This window comes from Litorivivens sp., assembly GCF_041624475.1.
Taxonomy (GTDB): domain Bacteria; phylum Pseudomonadota; class Gammaproteobacteria; order Pseudomonadales; family Spongiibacteraceae; genus Litorivivens.
In genome coordinates this window covers 41,888-62,335 of the sequence record NZ_JBFJUX010000006.1, presented here as the reverse complement: position 1 = coordinate 62,335, position 20,448 = coordinate 41,888, and the positions used below count along the sequence as shown (strand labels likewise).

General features: G+C 58.1%; 21 protein-coding genes. 3 read left to right on the top strand and 18 right to left on the bottom strand.

Features of this window, described 5'->3' with window-relative positions; translation table 11 throughout:
- Positions 1-26: 26 nt before the first annotated feature.
- From ccmE to ttcA, 12 genes are all read right to left on the bottom strand, one after another.
- A complete protein-coding gene (gene ccmE / locus ABY734_RS08755; protein ID WP_372778606.1) occupies positions 27-497 on the bottom strand; it encodes a cytochrome c maturation protein CcmE in 471 nt (156 codons plus the stop codon).
- Entirely contained in the window at positions 497-673 is a 177-nt protein-coding gene (ccmD, locus tag ABY734_RS08750) for a heme exporter protein CcmD (protein WP_372778605.1), read from the bottom strand. Before ccmD ends, ccmE begins: the two co-directional genes overlap by 1 nt.
- Before the next feature lies 1 nt (position 674).
- Entirely contained in the window at positions 675-1,412 is a 738-nt protein-coding gene (locus ABY734_RS08745; RefSeq protein WP_372778604.1) for a heme ABC transporter permease, read from the bottom strand.
- Between the two features lie 121 nt (positions 1,413-1,533).
- Entirely contained in the window at positions 1,534-2,208 is a 675-nt protein-coding gene (ccmB, locus tag ABY734_RS08740; RefSeq protein ID WP_372778603.1) for a heme exporter protein CcmB, read from the bottom strand.
- The gene (gene ccmA, locus ABY734_RS08735) at positions 2,205-2,834 is read right to left on the bottom strand and encodes a cytochrome c biogenesis heme-transporting ATPase CcmA (protein WP_372778602.1); all 630 of its coding nucleotides are present in this window, start codon (positions 2,832-2,834) and stop codon (positions 2,205-2,207) included. The genes ccmB and ccmA overlap by 4 nt, the downstream gene beginning before the upstream one ends.
- Positions 2,835-2,910: 76 nt before the next feature.
- Entirely contained in the window at positions 2,911-3,399 is a 489-nt protein-coding gene (locus ABY734_RS08730; RefSeq protein WP_372778601.1) for an Hpt domain-containing protein, read from the bottom strand.
- Positions 3,396-3,797: a chemotaxis response regulator CheY gene (locus tag ABY734_RS08725; RefSeq protein ID WP_372778600.1), complete on the bottom strand. Its 402-nt coding sequence runs from the start codon at positions 3,795-3,797 to the stop codon at positions 3,396-3,398. The genes ABY734_RS08730 and ABY734_RS08725 overlap by 4 nt, the downstream gene beginning before the upstream one ends.
- A 188-nt stretch (positions 3,798-3,985) precedes the next feature.
- Complete coding sequence (locus tag ABY734_RS08720) at positions 3,986-4,180, bottom strand: hypothetical protein (RefSeq protein ID WP_372778599.1); 195 nt, start codon at positions 4,178-4,180, stop codon at positions 3,986-3,988.
- A 162-nt stretch (positions 4,181-4,342) separates the two neighbouring features.
- Positions 4,343-4,717 carry a flagellar motor switch protein FliN gene (gene fliN, locus ABY734_RS08715; protein WP_372778598.1) on the bottom strand — a complete coding sequence of 125 codons (375 nt, stop codon included), beginning with the start codon at positions 4,715-4,717 and terminating at the stop codon, positions 4,343-4,345.
- On the bottom strand, positions 4,710-5,690 hold the full coding sequence (gene fliM / locus ABY734_RS08710; RefSeq protein ID WP_372778597.1) for a flagellar motor switch protein FliM: 981 nt from the start codon (positions 5,688-5,690) through the stop codon (positions 4,710-4,712). The genes fliN and fliM overlap by 8 nt, the downstream gene beginning before the upstream one ends.
- On the bottom strand, positions 5,687-7,312 hold the full coding sequence (locus tag ABY734_RS08705) for a FliG C-terminal domain-containing protein (RefSeq protein ID WP_372778596.1): 1,626 nt from the start codon (positions 7,310-7,312) through the stop codon (positions 5,687-5,689). The genes fliM and ABY734_RS08705 overlap by 4 nt, the downstream gene beginning before the upstream one ends.
- A gap of 97 nt (positions 7,313-7,409) precedes the next feature.
- A complete protein-coding gene (ttcA, locus tag ABY734_RS08700) occupies positions 7,410-8,237 on the bottom strand; it encodes a tRNA 2-thiocytidine(32) synthetase TtcA (RefSeq protein WP_372778690.1) in 828 nt (275 codons plus the stop codon).
- A 240-nt stretch (positions 8,238-8,477) separates the two neighbouring features.
- Here ttcA and ABY734_RS08695 point away from each other — a divergent pair, with 240 nt between their 5' ends.
- Positions 8,478-9,800: an exo-alpha-sialidase gene (locus tag ABY734_RS08695; protein ID WP_372778595.1), complete on the top strand. Its 1,323-nt coding sequence runs from the start codon at positions 8,478-8,480 to the stop codon at positions 9,798-9,800.
- Between the two features lie 542 nt (positions 9,801-10,342).
- Here ABY734_RS08695 and ABY734_RS08690 read toward each other — a convergent pair.
- Together ABY734_RS08690 and ABY734_RS08685 are read right to left on the bottom strand one after the other, a co-directional pair.
- Entirely contained in the window at positions 10,343-11,860 is a 1,518-nt protein-coding gene (locus ABY734_RS08690; protein WP_372778594.1) for a sodium/solute symporter, read from the bottom strand.
- Positions 11,857-13,905: an LTA synthase family protein gene (locus ABY734_RS08685; RefSeq protein WP_372778593.1), complete on the bottom strand. Its 2,049-nt coding sequence runs from the start codon at positions 13,903-13,905 to the stop codon at positions 11,857-11,859. The genes ABY734_RS08690 and ABY734_RS08685 overlap by 4 nt, the downstream gene beginning before the upstream one ends.
- 271 nt (positions 13,906-14,176) lie before the next feature.
- Between ABY734_RS08685 and ABY734_RS08680 the strand changes: the two genes are divergently transcribed.
- Positions 14,177-15,157, top strand: a complete 981-nt coding sequence (locus ABY734_RS08680; protein WP_372778592.1) for a malate dehydrogenase — start codon at positions 14,177-14,179, stop codon at positions 15,155-15,157.
- A gap of 85 nt (positions 15,158-15,242) precedes the next feature.
- Here ABY734_RS08680 and ABY734_RS08675 read toward each other — a convergent pair whose 3' ends face one another.
- Positions 15,243-15,653, bottom strand: coding sequence for a VOC family protein (locus tag ABY734_RS08675; RefSeq protein ID WP_372778591.1), 411 nt, complete (start codon positions 15,651-15,653; stop codon positions 15,243-15,245).
- Between the two features lie 19 nt (positions 15,654-15,672).
- A complete protein-coding gene (locus ABY734_RS08670; protein ID WP_372778590.1) occupies positions 15,673-16,446 on the bottom strand; it encodes an SDR family oxidoreductase in 774 nt (257 codons plus the stop codon).
- 201 nt (positions 16,447-16,647) lie between these two features.
- Between ABY734_RS08670 and ABY734_RS08665 the strand changes: the two genes are divergently transcribed.
- Positions 16,648-17,262, top strand: coding sequence for a TetR/AcrR family transcriptional regulator (locus tag ABY734_RS08665; RefSeq protein ID WP_372778589.1), 615 nt, complete (start codon positions 16,648-16,650; stop codon positions 17,260-17,262).
- A gap of 16 nt (positions 17,263-17,278) precedes the next feature.
- Here the strand turns inward: ABY734_RS08665 and ABY734_RS08660 are convergent, their stop codons facing one another.
- Both ABY734_RS08660 and ABY734_RS08655 read right to left on the bottom strand, forming a co-directional pair.
- Positions 17,279-19,750, bottom strand: a complete 2,472-nt coding sequence (locus ABY734_RS08660; protein ID WP_372778588.1) for an ABC transporter permease — start codon at positions 19,748-19,750, stop codon at positions 17,279-17,281.
- Positions 19,747-20,430 carry an ABC transporter ATP-binding protein gene (locus ABY734_RS08655; RefSeq protein WP_372778587.1) on the bottom strand — a complete coding sequence of 228 codons (684 nt, stop codon included), beginning with the start codon at positions 20,428-20,430 and terminating at the stop codon, positions 19,747-19,749. The genes ABY734_RS08660 and ABY734_RS08655 overlap by 4 nt, the downstream gene beginning before the upstream one ends.
- Positions 20,431-20,448: the final 18 nt, after the last annotated feature.

Here is a 20,448-nt window from a genome sequence, read left to right as displayed (position 1 = left end):
TACCTCTCGGGATCTAGCCCCTAACATCAGTATTGTGACTTGGATTGGACGCCGGATTGAGCCGGCGCTTGCGCTTTGGCTTTTTCCAGCGCATCGCTGACTTCGGGTGGCATGTAGTTCTCGTCGTGTTTGGCCAACACCTGATCCGCATGAAACAGGCCGGCTTCATCCAGCTGGCCCGAGACCACCACCCCTTCCCCTTCGCTGAACAGGTCAGGCAGGATGCCGGTGTAGGTGACCGGTACATTGGCCTGGTAATCGGTGACGATGAAACTGACCTGCAGGCTGTCTGTAGCGCGCTTTATACTGCCTTCCAGCACCATTCCGCCGGCACGGATATCGCGCCCAACCGGCGCCTTGCCTGCCGCGATATCAGAGGGTGGGTAGAACAGATTGATATTCTCGCGCAGGGCATAACCCAGCAGCGCTGCCGCCACTGCGGTACCTGCAACAATTAACAGCACGATGGCCAGACGCTGTCGCCGCACAGGATGCATTACTGCTCCTCCGTGCGACGCAGGAAGCCGCGCAGTTCACGCAGCTGCCGCCGCTTCGCCGCCAGGGGTTGCACCACCAGCACAATCAATGTCGCCAGGGTGATAGCGTATGCCGACCAGACATAGGGTCCGTGCCCATCCATCACCATCAGCTCTGCAAAGCTCTCAAAAAACATGCTACCTCGGTAGAATCAGATCGCGCACCCAGCGCGTATTGCGCTCGCGGTGCAGAATTTCGTTGCGCACCTGCAGCAGCAGAACCCAACCGAAAAAACAGTAAAACCCGGCGATAGTCAGCATTAATGGCCGCAGCATCTCAGGATGTATGGACGATTCCCCGGTAAAGCTGATACTGGCAGGCTGGTGCAGGCTGTACCACCACTCTACTGACCAGTAAATAATGGGAATGTTCACCGCCCCCACCAGTGCGAGGATGGCACTGGCGCGACCGGCCGCCTCTTTGTTATCGAAGGCTTCGTAGAGGGCAATGATGCCTATATACAGAAAAAACAGAACCAGCACCGAGGTGATTCGTGCGTCCCACACCCACCAGGTTCCCCAAGTGGGTTTTCCCCAGATAGCCCCGGTCACCAGAGCCAGAAAGGTCAGGGCCGCACCAATGGGCGCCGCGCATTTCACAACCATATCCGCCAGTTTGATACGCCAGATCAGGCTGATGCCCCCTGCGGTCGCCATCATCAGATAACCGGCCATAGCCACCGCCGCCGCCGGCACGTGAATATAGATAATCCGGAAGCTGTTGCCCTGCTTGTAGTCCGGCGGCACAAAGGCCAGGCCCCAGATAACACCCACGATTAGTGTTATCAAACTCAGCGCGGCCAACCAAGGCAACACACTGCCGCTCAACTGGTAAAACCAGCGCGGCGAACTCCATTTATGAAACCAGGCCCACATAATTACTCATCACATTCACGCCCCGAAATGGCGCGCTAGTATACCGCATGCTCCGGCAGATTCATTGCAAACCGCAATGCCACCGCAAACCCGAACCCAAACCTGTTCATACTGGCTCTAGTTACTGATCGTGGCTTACCCGCATCGCCCCGGCGATGGCCAAGGGTGCCACCACCAGAAACAGCGCCGCCATGGCGCCCAACAGGGCCAGTGGCGCTGAGCTGTCCATACCCTGTACCGCGCGCTGCACAGCCGCGCTGCCAAAAATCAACACCGGCACAAACAGGGGCAGCACCAGCAATGACAGCAACACACCGCCGCGCTTGAGCCCTACGGTCAAAGCCGCACCAATCGCGGCAATAAAGCTCAACACAAGGGTCCCCAGGCCCAGACTCGCCAACAGTGCCGGTATACCCGCAGATGGCATATGCAACATCAAGGCCAATACCGGTGACAACAGGGTCAGTGGCAGTCCGCTGAGCAACCAGTGGGCGAGCACTTTCAGCAGACTGGTCAAATAAAGCGACACCGGGCTAAGCAGCACTTGTTCCAGCGTGCCGTCGTCAAAGTCCGCGCGAAACAGCCCATCACTGGCCATAAGCACCGACAGCAGCGCAACGATCCACAAAATCCCTGGAGCCATTCCCGCCAGCAGCACAGGAGAAGGGCCTAAGCCCAATGGAAACAGGGCGCAGACGATCAGGAAAAAAAACAGCGGGTTGGCAAGGTCACTGCGCCTGCGGAGGCTGACCAGCAATTCGCGGCGCAACAGCAACCAGCACAGCCCCAGATTCATAGCGCCCCCAGACTCAGCGAGCGCAGCCCATCCATATCGCGCAAGGCGTGATGCGTGGTCAGCACCACCACCCCGCCCTCGGCGGCAAAAGCTGCAATCCAGCCCTCCAGTTCGGAAACTGCCTGCCGATCCAAGGCGGTAAAGGGTTCATCCAGAAGCCAGAGGCTCGCCGGCACCAAAAACAGCCGGGCCAGTGCCACTCGGCGCTGCTGGCCGGCGGACAACTGCCGACAGGGCACCTCTTCATAGCCCCGCAGCCCGACCCGATTTAGAGCTGTCTCAATCTCCTTCGCAGAGACCCGCACGGCGTTCAGTGCGGCCAGCCATTGCAGGTTTTCCAGCGCTGTCAGGCTCAGCTTCAGCGCAGACTGATGGCCGAGAAAGTGACTTTCACTGCGCATTGTGTGACGGCCGCTGCCGCGCAGTGGCTGTCCTCGATAGCACAGTTCGCCTTCGTAATCCGTGAAAAGCCCCGCCAGGATTCGCAGCAAAGTGGTTTTACCCGAGCCATTCGGGCCTTCTACCCGCAGGATGTCGCCCGGCGAAAGACTGAACGCGAGATCGCTCGCCAGGGCGCGGTGGTCGCGGGCGAAGCTCAAGCCCTGTATGTCAAGCAGTGGCACCAAGGGGCCTTGCTCCTCGCCAGTATGAAAGTGTGCTGAAGATAAAGCGGAGAATTATAAACGACTTAAGCCGCCGAGATCACTTGGCAGCGCGAAACTGGCGCAGGGGCTCATCCAGCGATACGGGAGTCTGGACACTGTCCAGGCTGGCGTCGATCCCAACCAATCGATCCTGACAGTACATCAGCGCCCTCAGCAGATGGTTGGGCAGCAAGGGCAGACGCGGCTCATTGCCATGCTCGGCGAGCATGCTTTGAATCGCCGATGCAGCTTCGTCCAGGAGGGTCAAAACTTCGGGGTTGGCGGCAATCACCCCTTGCTCCAGTGCGGTCGCCAGCGATTCGGCAAGGCGGATAAAACCCTCCAGACTGTCACAGCCGGGCAGGCTCATCGATGCCCCTTTGAGGTTATGAAAGGCACGGCGCACGCTCTGCATTCCGCCATCGGCCACCTCGCCACGCAGCAGGTTGGCCAAGACCTGGCGAACCTCCGCCAGCAACTCGCTTGCATCTTCGATGAAAAACTCTCGAAGCTCCGCGTCTTCTTCCGATAAAAACGACTGACTCACAAGCCACCGCTCTCCCGCGGAGCCGGTTTGGTTCTGTTGGCAAATATCTGCTCGATTTTTTCCTGCAATACGGCAGCGGTAAAAGGTTTTACCACATAGCCGTTCACACCGGCCTGAGCTGCTTCAACAATCTGTTCGCGATTGGCGTCTGCGGTAACGACCAGCACCGGCAGTTTGCTCAGACTGGCGTCGTCGCGTACGGCACGCAACAACTCCAGCCCCGACATGCCGGGCATATTCAGGTCCGTAATCAGAAAGTCGTAAGCCCCGCCGTGCAGCATGGGCAGCGCCTTGGCACCGTCTTCAGCTTCGTCTACCTGCTCATAACCCAACTTGCGCAGCAGGTTTTTTATGATTCTGCGCATGGTCGAAAAATCATCTACAACCAGTATTTTCATTACTTACCCAAATACAGCGGGGAAAGCGTAACTTTTCCATAAAATGGAGTGCTTAGCCAGCTCGATTTATCGAGAAAAAAAGACCGCTCACAAGGAGCGGTCCAGCTGGTGCATCTACGCCAAATGGCGTCAACCTGGACGGAGCGCCTGCTCAACAACAGCAGAGCTGCGGCCACTACTTCACTAAATCAGTTAAAAACCGGGACTCGCGAGCGGGTTTCACTCACGGGCTGTATCGTTAAATGTGGTAACAGCTTGCGTACCGAGGCCTCATTTAGCCCCAGCACATGAAAATGCCGGACAAAATGCTGTATACGCAGTAGTTGTTTGTTTACCTGACCGGCAAATTCCGCTGACTCAGTCAGATAGAACAAGCGCTTCATGAGGTGCCTCCCCCAACATGATTTTTATACAGAAGGCAGCACCGACGGCAATGCATCGTAGATCGCTGTAATACAATGAGTATAGATCAGACAGGCAGCAAGACCGTGTGAGGATTACCAGCCACTAGATTGTTTAAGCATAAAAAAAAGGTACTTATACGATTACTCGTCCTTGCGCAGGGCGCGAGCACGATCTGCCGGCGACACCAGCTCTGTGAGCCTGATACCGAGCTGATCGTTGACGACAACCACTTCACCCCGGGCCACGAGCGAGCCATTGACCAGAACATCAAGCGGCTCGCCGGCCTGACGCTCCAGCTCGACCACCGCGCCCTGGCGCAAATCCAGCAGGTCGCGCACGGAAATTTCAGCACTGCCCACCTCCATGCTGATTCGCACGGGGATATCCATCACCATATCAAGGCTGGCGCGACTGCTGGCCACCGGAACATCGCGAGCGCGCTCAGCCTCATTGCCCGTGTCTCGCGGTATTGCGGCACCCGAACGCTGCTCGTCCAGGGTTTTGAATTCACTCATTGTCGACTCCTGACTTTCCCGTTTCCGGGTTTATAACCTTCACCGCCCAGTGTGCGCCATAACTGCCTGCCTGTACCCGGTGGATGGGCACCCCGCCCACAGTCAATTCCGATCCGCGCCGCAGATTCAGCGGCAGAAAATCACCGACCTGCAAGGCATCCAGTTCCTGCAGGCTAAGCTCCAGCTCGGCAACCCGGCAGCGGGCGCTGACCAGCACCCGGCTCAGCTGTTGCTCTATCGATTCTCGCCACTGTCGTTCAGCTTCGGGGGAGCGGTGACGTGAACCGGCCTCGAGGCTGTCGCGCACCGGCTCCAGCATCGCTTCAGGCAAGACCAGATGCACTTCCCCGCCGCCACCGGCAATCTGCACGCGAAAACCGCAGATCACCACATTATCGTTCAAACCTGCTATAGCCGCCGAGGCGGGGTTATATTCCACGCCCCTCGGCTCGCACTGTAGGTCGACCACACTGCGCCAGACATCGCCTATATCCCGGTAAAAGCGCTGTAGCACCGTGTCGATAACCTGCCGCTCGGTGTCGGTAAACTCTCGCCCTTCTACCTTGGTGTGGCGCCCGGAGCCGCCAAAAAAGAAATCCACCACGCGAAAGACCAGCCTCGCGTCCAGCATCACCAGCGCGGTCCCGGCCAGCGGTTTCATTTCTATCAGATTCAGGCTGCTCGGCAGATAAAGGCCGTGCACATAGTCGCTGTACTTACGCACTGCCACCGGCATCGGCTCCACATCCACATCCTGGCGCACAACCGGCGTCATGGCGGTGCGCAAACGCGCTGCCAGACGCTGATTCAGGGCATCCAGCCCGCTGAGACGACCGCGCACAATGTGCTGCTGGGCGCTCAGGTCGTAGCTGCGCACGCCAGGGACCGCCGCCATCGGTTTTACCTCGGCGTCCTCCGAAGCCACCTGCTCCAGCAGGGCGTCAATTTCTTCCTGCGACATCATATCGCTCATACTTCACCTGCCGTTGCCGGACTGGCCAGGCGCAATTCGCCACTGAGTACGATGTCGCCCGAGGCGGCCATACGCCTCACCATGAGCAGCACGTCATTGGCCGACTGCTGAATCAACTCCGCGCCCAGCCCCGCGTATTGCTTAAGCAGCGGGCGAAGCGAGCGGGCGCGACCACGCGGCAGCCGCTGCAGAAACCCCTCGCGGGTATCGGGCCGACAGCTGAGCAAGGCGCGCGCCAGCAATTCATCCGGCAGTTGTTGTTCAACTTTCTGCCAGTCGCTACTGGTCAGACCGAGCAGATCGTCCATGGTAAACATCTGCTCCTGAAGGAGGGCAGCCAGCCGGTGATCACGCTGGTAGACCTCCTGCAACAGCACTTCCGACCAGTCTGCAGTAACCGACTTGAGAATGGCAGCGGCCTGGCGCTGCCCCGGCGGTGTCCGGTTCGGTTGATTGACCATGCTTTCCAGCCGCGATTCAATCAGGCGGGATACGGCCTCGGCGGCGGCCGGCTGCAATTTGTCGATTTCCGCAACCCGCAACAGCACATCGGCACGGCCCTGCTCGGGCAAGTTTTCCAAAGTGCGGGTGGCTTTTTCAGTATCGAGGCTGGCCACCACAATCGCCTGTATCTGGGGGTGCTCGCCGGAGATCATCTCGGCAATGGTATCCGCCTCCAGCCAGCGCAGATTTTCCAACAAGGGGATATGAGCCTGCAGTTCCGGCGCGCCGGCGATCAGCTGAGCCCGCTGCTCGCCCAAGGCGCTTTCCAGCAGACTGCGATAGTCGGCCTCGGATTTAACGCCGAAACCGGTCGCCTCCTGCACATCATCAAAAAACTGTTTGACCGCATAGCGCAGCACCGTGCGCCGCACCCGAGCAATACGCACCATGATATCGCCGAGCGTCTGTAACTCTCGCGGCAGCAACTGGCGCAACACTGACGCAGCCGTGGCCTTCGGCAGGCTCAGTACGATCACCGCAGCCAGCTCGCGTTGGGTCATGCCGCCGCTTTCGGCGCTGGTAGCCGCCGCCGGTCGCATCCACAGGCGCAGTACCTGAGCCACCCGTGAAGGGTCCTCCTCAGCGAGTTTGTGGAGGCTTTCCAGTTGTGCGTCGAGTTGATCGCGATAAGGGTTGAGCGGGCGCCGCGCCAGCAGCCAGCCAACAGCACCGCCTCCGCTAAGCAGCAATGCCCCAAGCAAGAGTAGTAAGGGAGTCGAGGGCGAAGATTCGTCAGTCGGTGTCTCACGACCGTGCGCCATCGGCAAAGACGACAGAATCAGGTCGTCAGCCCCGCCAAAATCCAGCTCGGCAACACTGCCAAGCAGGGTGCGCAGTTCGGCTTCGGTATAGTCACCGCGGAAGCGGCTATCGACCACCAACACAATGCGGTGCCCCTTGCCGCGAGTGGAAACCTCAAGGTGGTAGGCCGAACGGCCAAAGACAGTATCGAGCAGGCCGCCAACTTTTTCCCGGATAAAGGTCACTTCACGCTGGTCGGCGCTGCCAGCTGACAGGCCCGGCTGCCCATTGGCTGCGGGAAAGATACAAAGCCACAGTGCCAGCAAGGTGCTGACACACAGAAGGGCTTTTTGGGGCTGGCGAGCGGATATGGGCATGAAAATGGACGCTATTCGCGAAAAACACCTTATTTACCGCTAGTTTGGGGTATTTATCAAGCTCGGTGTCAAGGACTGTCAAAAACTGCGAAGCCAATCAGCCGAGGTTGACGGCCCGGATTTTGTCCAGGCTGGGGCGCTCCAGTTTCAGGGTCTTGAAATCAAACAGCTCGCCATCCGCCAGTTGTGAGGGGGCAACGTTGCCAATGGCGGTAAAAATGGAGTCCATCCGCCCCGGAAACTGCTTTTCCCAGTCCTGCAGCATCTGTTTGATCGCCTGTCGCTGGAGGTTTTCCTGCGAACCACAGAGGTTACAGGGAATAATCGGGAAAGCTTTGATCTCGGCGTAGGCCGCCAGATCCGCCTCTTTGCAGTAGGCCAGGGGACGAATCACAATATTCTGCTTGTCGTCGCTCAAAAGTTTGGGTGGCATGGCCTTGAGCTTGCCGGCGAAGAACATGTTCAGAAACAGGGTTTCAATAATATCGTCACGGTGATGGCCGAGCGCGATTTTGGTGGCCCCAATCTGCTCGGCAAAGCCGTACAGTGAACCCCGGCGCAGCCGCGAGCACAGGCCGCAGGTGGTTTTGCCCTCCGGCACCACGGATTTGACGATGCTGTAGGTATCCTTCTCCAGGATGTGATACTCAATATCCAGCTGTGACAAGTAGTTAGGCAGCACTTCTTCGGGAAATCCCGGCTGTTTCTGGTCGAGATTCACCGCCACCAGCTCGAAATTCACCGGCGCGCTCTGGCGCAGGTTCATCAGGATATCCAGCATGCCGTAGGAGTCCTTGCCGCCGGACAGGCAGACCATGACACGGTCACCCTCCTCGATCATGTTGTAGTCTTCGATCGCCTTGCCGACATGGCGCCGCAGCCGCTTCTGCAATTTGTTGAATTCGGTTTTCTGCTTTTTCGACATTTCTGCAACGGTCACGGCATCTACCCTGTGGCAATTACGGATTATAGGGGCGTTCGAGGCCGCGTATTGTAGCGGCTCAGCCTAAAAAATGCCCAGTGTTTTCGAGGGATACGTCGATATCATGTGCTCGCAAGACTTAACAGCGCAGCCGCACTCAGCTACAATCCCTCTGTACAATAAATGCGCGATTACAAGCGCGCCCAAAAGCAAAATCTATTTCATTCTGAGTCGTCGCCATTTATGCCAAGCCGTTACAGCTTAATCGGGCTGCTTTTACTTATTGCTGCGGCCAGCGTCACGCTTCGCGGCACAACCAGCCTGGGGCAGCCCGTATTCGCGGATGCAACCCTGCCCGAACATCGGGATGACACCCCGGCTGCCCTACCACCGATAGATGCCGAACGCCTAACCGTCTATAACGGCGCCCCTAAGATCGTCTCGCGCCGCAACGCCACCGATATGGTCCACTCAGCCTCCGTTGCCGAGCTCGCCGACGGTCGCCTGCTCGCCACCTGGTTCGGCGGCAGCCGCGAAGGCGCCAAGGATGTGGCCATTTACGGCGCCTACTTCGACCCGGCTTCCGATAACTGGAGCGAGGTCCGCCCGCTGATTACCCGGGAATTTACCGAACGGGAATTGGGCCGCTACATCAAAAAACTGGGCAACCCGGTTATCACTCGTCTCAAGGATAACCGTCTGGCGCTCTACTACGTTTCTGTGTCGCTGGGCGGCTGGGCCACGAGCCAGCTCAATGTCGCCTACTCCGACGACGATGGTCAGAGCTGGCATTCGGTTCGCCGCTTGGTAACCTCGCCCTTTTTCAATCTCAGCACCTTGGTGAAAGGCACCCCTTACCTCTACGAGGACGGAACCATCGCCCTGCCGGTGTATCACGAAATGGCCGGCAAATTTGGTGAGCTGTTGCGGCTATCACCGAATGGACGCGTCCTCGACAAGACCCGATTGACTACCGGACGCGAAGCTATCCAGCCGGTGATTTTGCCGGTGGAGGATGATGAAGCCCTTGCGCTGCTGCGCGATTCTGGCGACGAGGCCCCCTTTACCGCGGTTATGACCTCAAGCGACAGCAGCGGAACCACCTGGAGCAAGCCCGAAAACGCCAGCTTCTTCAATCCTAATTCCGCGCTCGCCGCCGTCGTAATGGACTGCGGCCGGATACTGGCGGTTGCCAATGACACCGAAGATGAGCGCAATCGCCTGACCCTGCTGATTTCCGAGGATCGCGGCCAGAGCTGGAACCCGATTATTCGAGTGGAAGACAACAGCGAAAACGGCACGGCACCGCGGCGTGTGCCCCTGGAGCAGTTTTCCCAGGCCCTGGAAAGCACCATGGCCGAAGAAGGCCTTTCGGAAAGCCAGCGCGCCCAGTTTCTCGAATCAGCCAGCGAAGCCCTCTGCACTGACGGCGGCTGTCGCTATCGCTACGACTACCCCTATTTGATCAAAGCTACAGACGGAACCATCCACCTTGTGTACACCTGGAACAAAGCCTATATCAAACACCGCGCATTCTCGCAGGAGTGGTTGAGCCAATGGATATGACATTTGGCCTGATCGTTTCAGCGCTGCACTGGGCCGCGCTGTTCAGCCTCCTGCTGTGCCGTCGCCCCGCCCTGTCTTCACGGCTGGTGCTGGTCTACACCCTGTCACTCGTGTTTCTGTGCATTCCCATCGCGGGCCTGGCACCCGTGTTTTATTTACGCGGCGTATTCGGTGAGTTCAGCCTGACCTCCACCCTGGTGCTGGTCGGTCTGGCACTCTGCCGGGGCACGGGCAAGGCCTTACTGCCCAGGAATGAGATGATCTGGCTTGCGGGACTGGTTGGCCTGACGGCGCTGTGGTTTTACCCTATGAGCCTCGGTGCCGGCATGATCGACCCCTACCAGTGGGGCTTCCAACCCAAGCTTGTCGCGCTAGCGGTGGTCGCCACGGGTGTACTGGCGTGGCTCAAGGGCCTCAACCTGATCGTCGCCGTGCTGAGTCTTGGCCTGCTCGGCTTTCAGTTCGGGTTGCTGGAATCCAACAACCTCTGGGACTACCTGCTCGACCCCTTCGCCGCGATCACTGCGCTGGTCTATCTGAGCTCAAACCTTCGCGCGCTGCGGCGTACGGCGGCTGGCGAGCCAGAGCACAGCAAACATCAGAATATTGCCGATGATGGCCGTGTAATACAGATCAAAGGGCATGTCCTCAACCGTGAACAGCCAGCCGTTGCGGGCGAGAAGAACCCAGCCGGTGAACAACATGGTTACGGCTATTCCGAGCCAGGCCTGCTCAGCGCCACCGCGGCGGCAAAAAAAGCCAAATAGATAAAGGCTCAGCAAGCCACCGCCGAGCAGGGCCACCAGAATGGTGAGTGCGTCCTGCAGGGTTTTGGTGTCAGCGTAGTAGAAGGCGATGGCACCCCCGATCATCAAACCACTGACCGCAATCGCAACAGCCCTGGCCACCCATAAATAGTGCCCTTCAGGCGCATCCTTTTTCAGGTGGCGGCGGTAAATATCCACCACGGACACCGCCGAAATAGCGTTGATACTGGAATCCAGGGATGACATGGCGGCGGCCAGCGCCGCTGCCAATACCAGCCCGACCAGCCCATCCGGTAATTCACTGAGAATAAAAAACGGCAGAATCTGCTCCGCCTTGCGTTCACCGCTGAGCATGTCGGCCGCTTCGGGCGCCGGGAACTGCAGATAGAACACATACAGCGCCGTTCCCAGAAACATGTAGAAGGCCCAGATCGGCAAGCTGCTCAGCGCACAAACCCACATGCCCCGGCGCGCCTCCTGCTCCGACTTGGCGGCACAGTAGCGCTGCACGGTATTCTGGTTGCTGCTGTATTCGGTAAGCCAATTCACCAGCCCGAGCACCAGCATCATGGTGCCAGTTTTATTCAGCAGGCTGAGATCCCAGCTGACGGGGGTCAGCTCACCGTTGCGCCACTCGGAGAAACCCAGTTTGCCGTGCTCGGTGGCCGTGCTGACCACCTGCCCCAATCCGCCAGGCAACAAATCCACTATCACCCAAAGACAGGCAATCCCGCCAAACAGAAGCACCAAGGTCTGAATCACATCGGTCCAGATAACCGCTTCAATGCCGCCGGCAACCGTGTAAAAGGCGACAAAAACACCGGCCGCGACGATACACCACACGGGATCAAGACCACTGATTTCAAACAGCAACAGGGATATCAGATAAAGAATCGTGCTGACGCGCACCAGTTGCGCAATCATGAAAGACGCGGCGCCATACACCCGCACCGAAGGGCCGAAGCGATCCTCCAGAAATTCATAGGCCGTCACCGTATTGGCGCGCCGGAAAAACGGCAGGAAATAGCGGGCTGCCACAAAAATTGCTACCGGCAACATCAGATTGGGCAGGTAGCGCAGCCAGGCTGTTTTATAGGCATCCGCCGGGTAGGCGAGAAAGGTTACGGAACTGATCGAAGTCCCTACCAGACTCAGACCAATGACCCAGCCCCGATAATTGCGACCGCCAACAAAATAATCATCGGTGGTGTGGGTCTTGCGTGAGAAAAAAACACCAAGCAGTAAAATAGCCAGCAGATAGCCGGCCAGCACCAGCGTATCGGCAAGGCTCACTGTCCTGCCCCCGCTGCCGATTCTTCCACGTTGTGATAGTGCAGGTAGTGGCTGGTTTCATAGAGCCCCTTCGCCAACCGTTTCAAACGCTCCGCCTTTTGCGGCAGCTCGGCACTGTGGTCTGCGGTCGAATCCTCACTGTAGAGTTTGTGCAGTTTGGCTTTCTCGCCCGAAGACTGCATGCGCAGCATCCAGTCTTTGCTGATAACACCGATCACCGGATGGCGCTTATCGGCTGTCTGGGTAAAGACATAGCGCTCTTCACCTTGCGGGTGTTTGGTGTAATCGCGACCGAGGCCGGCGTATTCATAAGGCACGCCGAACAGTCCCGCCACGGTAGGCAACACATCCACCAGACTCACGGCCTCTTCGACCACCCTCGGTTGCAGCAATTTGGGGGCATAGATCATATGCGGCACGTGCAGGCCATCAAGGTCGAGTTTTTCGTAAAAATCCGCCATATGCGGCGTAATCGTTATCCGGTTATTGTGGTCTCCGTAAAACACAAACACTGTGTTATCGAAATAACCGCCCGCCTTGGCCATCTCAAAAAACTCACCGACGTTGTAATCCAGAAAACGCACCGCGTTGTATTGCTCAGCGCTTTTAAAGCCCGCCTGGTAAAGAGCCTCATCATCAGGGCGGTCTGGCTCGAAGTCGCCCATATCGTCCGGCAGGGTAAAGGGTCGGTGATTGGCCGCGGTCTGAACAATGGCAAAAAAGGGTTTTTCTTTGGGAATAGTGCGCAGGACCTTGTCGGTTTCCCGGAACAGACTCAGATCGGAAATCCCCCACACATCCACCCGTGGCTCGGTATAGGAGCCCTCTTCATAGAGGTGCAGGTCGTCGATACTGGCCTTGATCAACGCCCGCATATTCGCCCAGCCCGCGCTGCCGCCGAGAAAGTAATATTTCTCGTGATCTTTGAAGGCATTGACGATGGTGCGCTGATGAGCGATCAGCGGGTTGCGGGTAGCCGTTTTGACCGTAGACACATCCGGCAAGCCAGTGATGCTCGCCCATACGGTTTTAGCGGTGCCTGAGACCGGCACATAGAAGTGTTCAAAGAACCAGCCGTTTTCGGCAATCTCATCCAGCGTCGGTGTGGTTTTCAGCGGGTTGCCGTAGGCACTGACCCGGCTCGCGCCCAGCGATTCCAGCATAATAAAGACAATGTTCGGAGGCCTTTCCATGCCGGCAAACGGCGCCTCGGGGTCCGCGTCTATCCGGCGCAGAAAATTGGGCTTGGCGGCATCGCGCTCATCGCCTTCCAGGCCAAGATAATCGGCTACGGCGTTGTAGTGCGCCTTGACCTGATCAAGATCGTAATGCGCTTCGCTGAAATCCATGGTCTCGTAAAAATACAGCACCGGGTTTAAGCCCAGCGCGCCGATTTCCGGATCGCCAGTAAAAAAGGCATTGTTCCAGCGCAGGGGAACATCAGACGGCCGCCCAATACAGGTCCAGAACGCCACCATAAACACTAGAAAACAGCGCCAGGTGACCGCCCATTTGCCCAGCGTCAAACCGGGCACCGCAAACACTGCTGCAATCTGCCGTTTGGCAAAACTAAAGGTAAGCACGCATAGCACTGCGACACCGAGCGAAATCCAGATAACCGGGTAGCTTTCCCAGACCATGCTCGCCGAAATGGCGATGTCATCGAAAAAGCGCACCACGGTCGAATCCATGCGGATACCGAGGTAGGCGTAGTGTCCCAGATCAAAGACGTTGAACAGGCTAAGCGACAATACAACCACCAGAACATAGCTGGCGGCCACTTTCTGCGCCCACGTTTTCTCAAAAAGGTGCAACCTTGGGAGCATCAGCAGCAAAAGGGGCGCAGTGAGTAGGATCGCCAGTCGGGCATCAAAGCGCAGACCGATCCACCAGGCCTTGGCCAGCGCAGCGGCGCTGGCCGCCTCGTTGTCACTGAAATCTGCAAAGCCCAGAAAGAATATAAGCCGGAAAACCACCTGTACTGCAAAGAGCAGCAGGGCTACGCTGAGCAAAAGCCGCAGGCGACGAGACTGTAAAAGACGCATGTGAACCGCTATCCCCCATTTTAGAAGCGCGCAATTGTAACAGGGAGGTGGTAAAGGGATAAGGTCGGCGCCCTCGCGATATGGCATTTTCCGGCTCAGGTGACTATCATATGCTCCGCTTCAGGCACCGTAGCCGCTCCTTTTTGAGATTGCGCGGTGCGGCCAAATCCCGGCCAGGGTGGCTCAGGCCTGTGTGATCCGCAGCCTGCAGGTGGCCCGCTTCAAACTCGTCGTTACCCACAAGTAACATCACAAACAGGAATCTGTACTCATGAAACAACCCGTTCGTGTCACTGTCACCGGTGCTGCCGGTCAAATCGGTTACGCCCTGCTGTTCCGCATCGCTTCCGGTGCCATGCTGGGCGACGATCAGCCCGTGATTCTGCAACTGCTGGACATCACTCCTGCCATGGACGCCCTGCAAGGCGTGAAAATGGAACTGGATGATTGCGCCTTCCCGCTGCTGGCCGACATCGTAACCACTGATGACCCGAACGTTGCGTTCAAAGACACCGATTACGCGCTGCTGGTTGGCGCCCGTCCGCGCGGCCCCGGCATGGAGCGCAAAGACCTGCTGGAAGCCAATGCCGCGATCTTCTCGGTACAGGGCAAAGCCATTAATGACAACGCCAGCAAAAACATCAAGGTGCTGGTTGTCGGCAACCCGGCCAACACCAACGCCCTGATCACCCAGCGCAACGCGCCGGACATCGACCCGCGTAACTTTACTGCCATGACGCGTCTGGATCACAACCGCGCCATGACCCAGATTGCCCAGAAGACAGGCAAAACCGTCAACGACGTGAAAAACATGACCATCTGGGGCAACCACTCTGCCACCCAGTACCCTGATCTGTTCAACACCAAGGTAGACGGCAAGAAAGCCACCGATCTGGTGGATCAGGAATGGTACGAAAACGACTTTATCCCGACTGTACAGCAGCGCGGCGCAGCTATTATCAAGGCCCGTGGTGCGTCATCTGCCGCCTCTGCCGCCAACGCAGCTATCGACCACATGCGCAGCTGGGCGCTGGGCACTGAGGGCGACGATTGGGTCAGCATGGGCGTCTACAGCGATGGCAGCTACGATATCGCTGAAGGCCTGATCTACTCCTTCCCCTGCCGCTGCAAAGGCGGTGACTGGGAAATCGTTCAAGGTGTTGAAGTCGGCGACTTCAGCCGTGCCAAGATGACTGCTACCGAGCAGGAACTGGCGGAAGAGCGCGACGCGGTTCAGCACCTGCTGCCGTGATACACGCTCACTGAAAAACAAAAGCCACCCTTTGGGTGGCTTTTTTGTATCCGATTTTTACACGCAGGCCAGCAGGCAATGCGGATTAACCCTCCGCGCCTGGCCCCAGTGGCTGACCATAACTGAACTCCACCGCATTACCGTCAGGATCACGCAAACCGCAGTAGTAACCTACCGGATAAGCCTCCTGACGGGGAGGCCAGAGCAAGCAACCTTCGCGTTCAGCCTTTTCGGCAATGGCATCCACAGCTTCTCGGCTTTCCAGCGCATAACCCTGATGACTGAAATCTTTTTCTGACTGGGGGCGGCCGGGACCGCCGGGAATCAGCACCAGAATAAACTCATGCTCGCGACCTTTCTCAGCCAGCCAGAGTATGGTTTTGCCGCCATCGTGGCGCTCGTGGCAGACCTCAAGCCCGCAAAAGGCTTGATAAAATGCCTTGCTGGCCTCGAGGTCGCTGACATGCAGCGCAATGTGGGTCAGCGTCGGGGACATGCAGCCTCCTTTTCTGAATTCAAAACAGCGTTTTCATGGTACCGCCATCCACTGTAACCGTCTCACCGTTGATGTAACTGGCCGCCGGTGACAGCAAGAATGTGGCGGTTCGGGCGAACTCGTCGGGGCTGCCGAATCGGCCCATGGGTACCTGGGCTTCCATCTGCGCCCGCTGTTCCTTCGCGGTAACAGCCTTGGCCTTCGCCTGATTGGCCACCAGCGCCTTGATTCTATCGGTTTCGACAATCCCCGGAACAATGCAGTTCACCCGCAGACCGTCGACGGCCAGAGACCGCGACAGACTTTTCGCAAGGCTGGCAACGCCCGAGCGCATTACATTGGACAACAACAGAAAATCGATGGGTTCCTTGACCGACGACGAGGTCATAAACAGGATATTGCCCTGCCGTTCAGTCAGCGCCGGCAGCGCCGCCCGCACCAGTCGCACTGCGCTGAGCAGGGTAAGCTCAAAGGCACCCTGCCAGTCGGCATCATCGAAATCCCTGAAACCGCCCGGCGGTGGGCCGCCGGCATTGACTACCAGCGCGTCAATACCGCCAAAACGGTTGACGGTCTGTGCCACCCAGTCGGCAATATCGTCTGCATTGCGCACATCGCAGGCTTGGGCGTGACTGCCGGGCAAGGCCTCTCCCGCCGCTGCAATCGCCTTGGGATTGCTGCTGCTGAGGCTCACATTCGCACCTTCATCCTGCAGACACTGGGCAATGGCGAAGCCCAGGCCTCGGCTGGCACCTGCCACCATCACCGTTTTACCCGCTAAGCCCAAATTCATCCCTATCTCCCCCTGTTAATGTTGACACTTGGCTTGCCTTGTTCGGGCTTTTCCTTAAAAATGGCGCCCTATTGTCAGTTTCTGTCGCTAACAGGCCCCTATCAAGCCCCTAGCCGCAGTCTGCGTTGCGCTCCACCACCCTTTGCAGGGCTACATAATGAACGCAACCCTAATTCATAAGCACACGACAGATAAACCTTTATGAGTAATAACAGCAGTTCCAGCTATCACCACGGCAATCTGAGAGAAGAACTCCTCTCCCATGCGGAAAAGCACCTGCTTGAAGGTGGTATCAACGAACTCAGCCTGCGTGCATTGGCTCGGGAGATTGGCGTCTCTCAAACCGCGCCCTACCGTCATTTCAAGGATAAAAATGCCCTACTGGCGGCGCTGGCGACCGAGGGATTCAGCCGACTGCTTAACCAACTCAATGCCCATGCCAGCGGTGAAGACCCGGTTCAGGATCTGATCAGCCTCGGCATGGACTACGTGCATTTTGCTCAGGAAAATACCGAGATTTTCCGCCTGATGTTCGGCCCGGTACTGCTGCCACGCAAGCAATACACCGAGCTGTTCTCCGCGGGCCGTGAAGCGTTCTATTATGTACAGCGCATTATTGAGCGCGGCGCCGAGCAGAACATCTTCGGTAAAGACGACATTCCCAGCATGGCCCACACCGCCTGGGCTGGCGTGCACGGCGTTGCCACCTTGATACTCGATCACGGCGACAGCTTCGGCTACTACCACGATCTCGACAGTCAGGCCCAGAAATCTCTCAAGATCATGGTCGAAGGCCTCAAGACTCACGCAGACTGATCAGCATTTGCCGCCGCTACAGGCGCCGGAGCACCTGCAGCGGCGGCGCCACGATCACCTCCCGACAGAACCACCACCCAGAAACCGCCACCACCAAGGCCGCGCCCAGCGGCGAGACAACCCAGAGCAAGGGATGCCAGGACGCGCTCATGTCCAGCAGGCGGGTTTGAATCAGGTACAGACAAAGCTCGGCACCAACACCTGCAAGCAATCCAGCCACCAGCCCGATCATCGCAAATTCCGCCAGCAGACAGGTTCGTATCAATTGCCGTGAGGCGCCAAGCGTTCGCAGAATCGCATTTTCATGCAGCCGACTATCCAGACTCGCCTGAATATTGGCCACGCCCACCAGCAGGGCACAGCCGATAATCAGCACCAGCACCAGTTCCAGAGCGGCCGATACCTGTTCCACCACCGTGCGCGCCTGCCTGATCACTGCATCCATTTCGATCAAAGTGATGGTAGGAAACTGCCGCAGCAGATCATTCAGCAAGACCTTGTCCGCGGCGTCGAGATAAAAGCTGGTTATCGACGACGAGGGGTAGTTGTCCAGCACGCCGGGTTCAAACAGCAGAAAAAAGTTCGGGCGCATACTGTCCCAGCTCAGACTCCGCAGGCTGGTCACTTCAGCTTCCAGAGGCAGGCCGCCAATACGAAAGCCAAGCTTCGTGCCAACAGAAATACCCAAGCGCTCGGCAAACTCGTCTTCAACGGAAACCCGTGGCAGGCTTGCAGAGGCATCCGGCCACCACTGACCTGCCGTCAGGCGATTGTCACCGGGCAGCGCATCACTCCAGCTCAGGTTGATCTCCCGGTTTACACTGCCACGATTGGCCTCAATTTCAGGAATTTCCTGAACATCCCTGCCGTCGATAGTCACCAGTCTGCCACGCACCATAGGAAAGAGGCCGGCGCTGTCGATATCCTGCCGCTCAAACCAGTCGTTAACCGGGCCGACCTGATCAGGCGCGATATTAACCAGGAAATGATTGGGTGTATCGGCGGGAAGCTGCAGCTGCCACTCTTTCATAAGGCTTGAGCGCGCGGCGATAATACACAACAGCACCATCAACGCCAGCGCGAGACTGACCACCTGAAAAGCATTGGCCTGTCGGCGTCGCACCATCGCCGACAGCGCCAGTTTCAATACCCCGCCAGCACCCTGCGCCCAACGCCGCATGGCACTGAACAGACGCAGCACCAGAATCCCGGCCAGGCCGAGAATCGCACTGACACCCACCAGCACAGCCAACACCAGTTCAATCGAGCCGGTATACCAGAGCATCAGCAGAAACAATCCACCGATGCCGGCAAAAGCACTAACCCCGGAACTCAGCGATTCATTGCCCAGATCGCGCCGCAGCACCCTGAGTGGAGGTACGCTGCGCAATCGCAGCACCGGCGGCAAGGCAAAACTCACCACACATAGCAATGCGGTAATTGCACCGGCCAGGAGCGGCCGCAGCGTGCCGGCCGGCGGTGAAAAGCCGACCAGGTCTCGGATCATGGCGAACAATGCATTTTGCACACCCAACCCCAAGACCCAGCCTACCAAGGTGGCCAGAATCGCCAGCAGCAGGATATTCCCTACATAGAGGCCGGTCACCTGCCGGCTGCCCGCGCCCAGTGCTTTCATGACGGCCACGGTATCCAGATGTCGCTGACTGTAGCGTCGCGCTGCCAAGGCAACCGCTACGCCGGCCAGGGCAACACCAAAACTGCCGGCCAATAACAGAAAACGTTCAGCTCGCTGCAGGGTTTTGGCAATCTGTGGTTGACTGTCGTCCAGCCCCTGCCAGCGCTCGCTGGCGGTAAGTTCAGGCTGCAAACTGGCTTTCACCGCCTGCAGCTGCTCCTCTGTGCCGCCAAAAAGATAGCGGTAATCCACCAGACTCCCCGCCTGCACCACGCCGCTGCGCGCCACATCGGCGGCGTTAATCAAAACTCTTGGGCCCATGCCGTAGAAGCTGGTGCCGCGATCAGGCTCGGTGAGCAATGCCCTTTCTGCAATCAGAGTCAGTTCGCCCAGTTGCAAAGCACCGCCCACCTCCAACCCAAGCAGCGGGAACAACCGTGAATCGAGCCAGGCCCTGCCGGGCGCAGGAACCTCACGGGTGGTCTGCGCGGCGCCAAAGGGAGTCTCACTGACCGTCAACTCGCCCTTCAGGGGATAGCTGTCCGATACTGCCTTGATCGAGGCCAGCTCCATCGCATTTTCCGCAACCACCATGGAGCGAAATTCGACAACCAGCGCTCTTTCAACCACGGCGGGAAGTTTATTGAGCGCACTATCAGGTAGGGACCGCGGCGTTTTCAACACCAGATCGGCTGCCAGAAACTTGTGGCTTTCACCGACAATACCGCGCTGGAGACGATCGGCGAAGCCAGCGACGCCGCTGACGATAGTCACCGCTAATACCAGTGACACCAAGAGCAAAGCCAACTCGCCGCCGCGCCATTCACGCATCAACCAGCGCAGGTGATTCATGCGGGAACAACCTCGCCACTGTCCTCAATGATTTCACCCGCCGACAGAGTGATACGGCGAGCACAACGCCTTGCCAGTATCGGTTCGTGGGTTACCAACACCAGTGTCGTACCGCTTTGGGCATTAAGGCTGAAGAGCAGATCATTCACACTGGCGCCGGTTTCCGCATCCAGATTGCCGGTAGGTTCGTCCGCAAACAGAATATCCGGCTGCGGTGCAAACGCTCGCGCCAGTGCAACCCGCTGCTGCTCACCACCTGACAGCTGGCGTGGGTAGTGGTCAAGGCGATGGGCCAGGCCGACCCGCTCAAGGTAGTCTCGGGCCACTTTGGCGGCCCTGCGGTCGCCGCGCAGCTCCAGCGGCAGCATGACGTTTTCCAGTGCGGTCAAACCCGGGAGCAGTTGAAAGGACTGAAACACAAAACCCACCAGTTTTGAGCGCAGCGCCGCGCGACCGTCCTCATCCAGTGCGTTCAGGTGTTCGCCCGCCAGCCAGATATCGCCGTCGGTCGGCTCGTCCAAGCCGGCGAGCAAACCCAGCAGGGTCGATTTGCCTGATCCCGAAGGACCAATGATCGCCACCGACTCGCCGCGCTTGATTTCAAGGGACGTCCCTTTCAATATGCACAACTCGCTGTCGGCGACCTGTACCCTTTTGCTCACATTCTCTGCGTGAATCATGAAATCCAGATCTGCTCC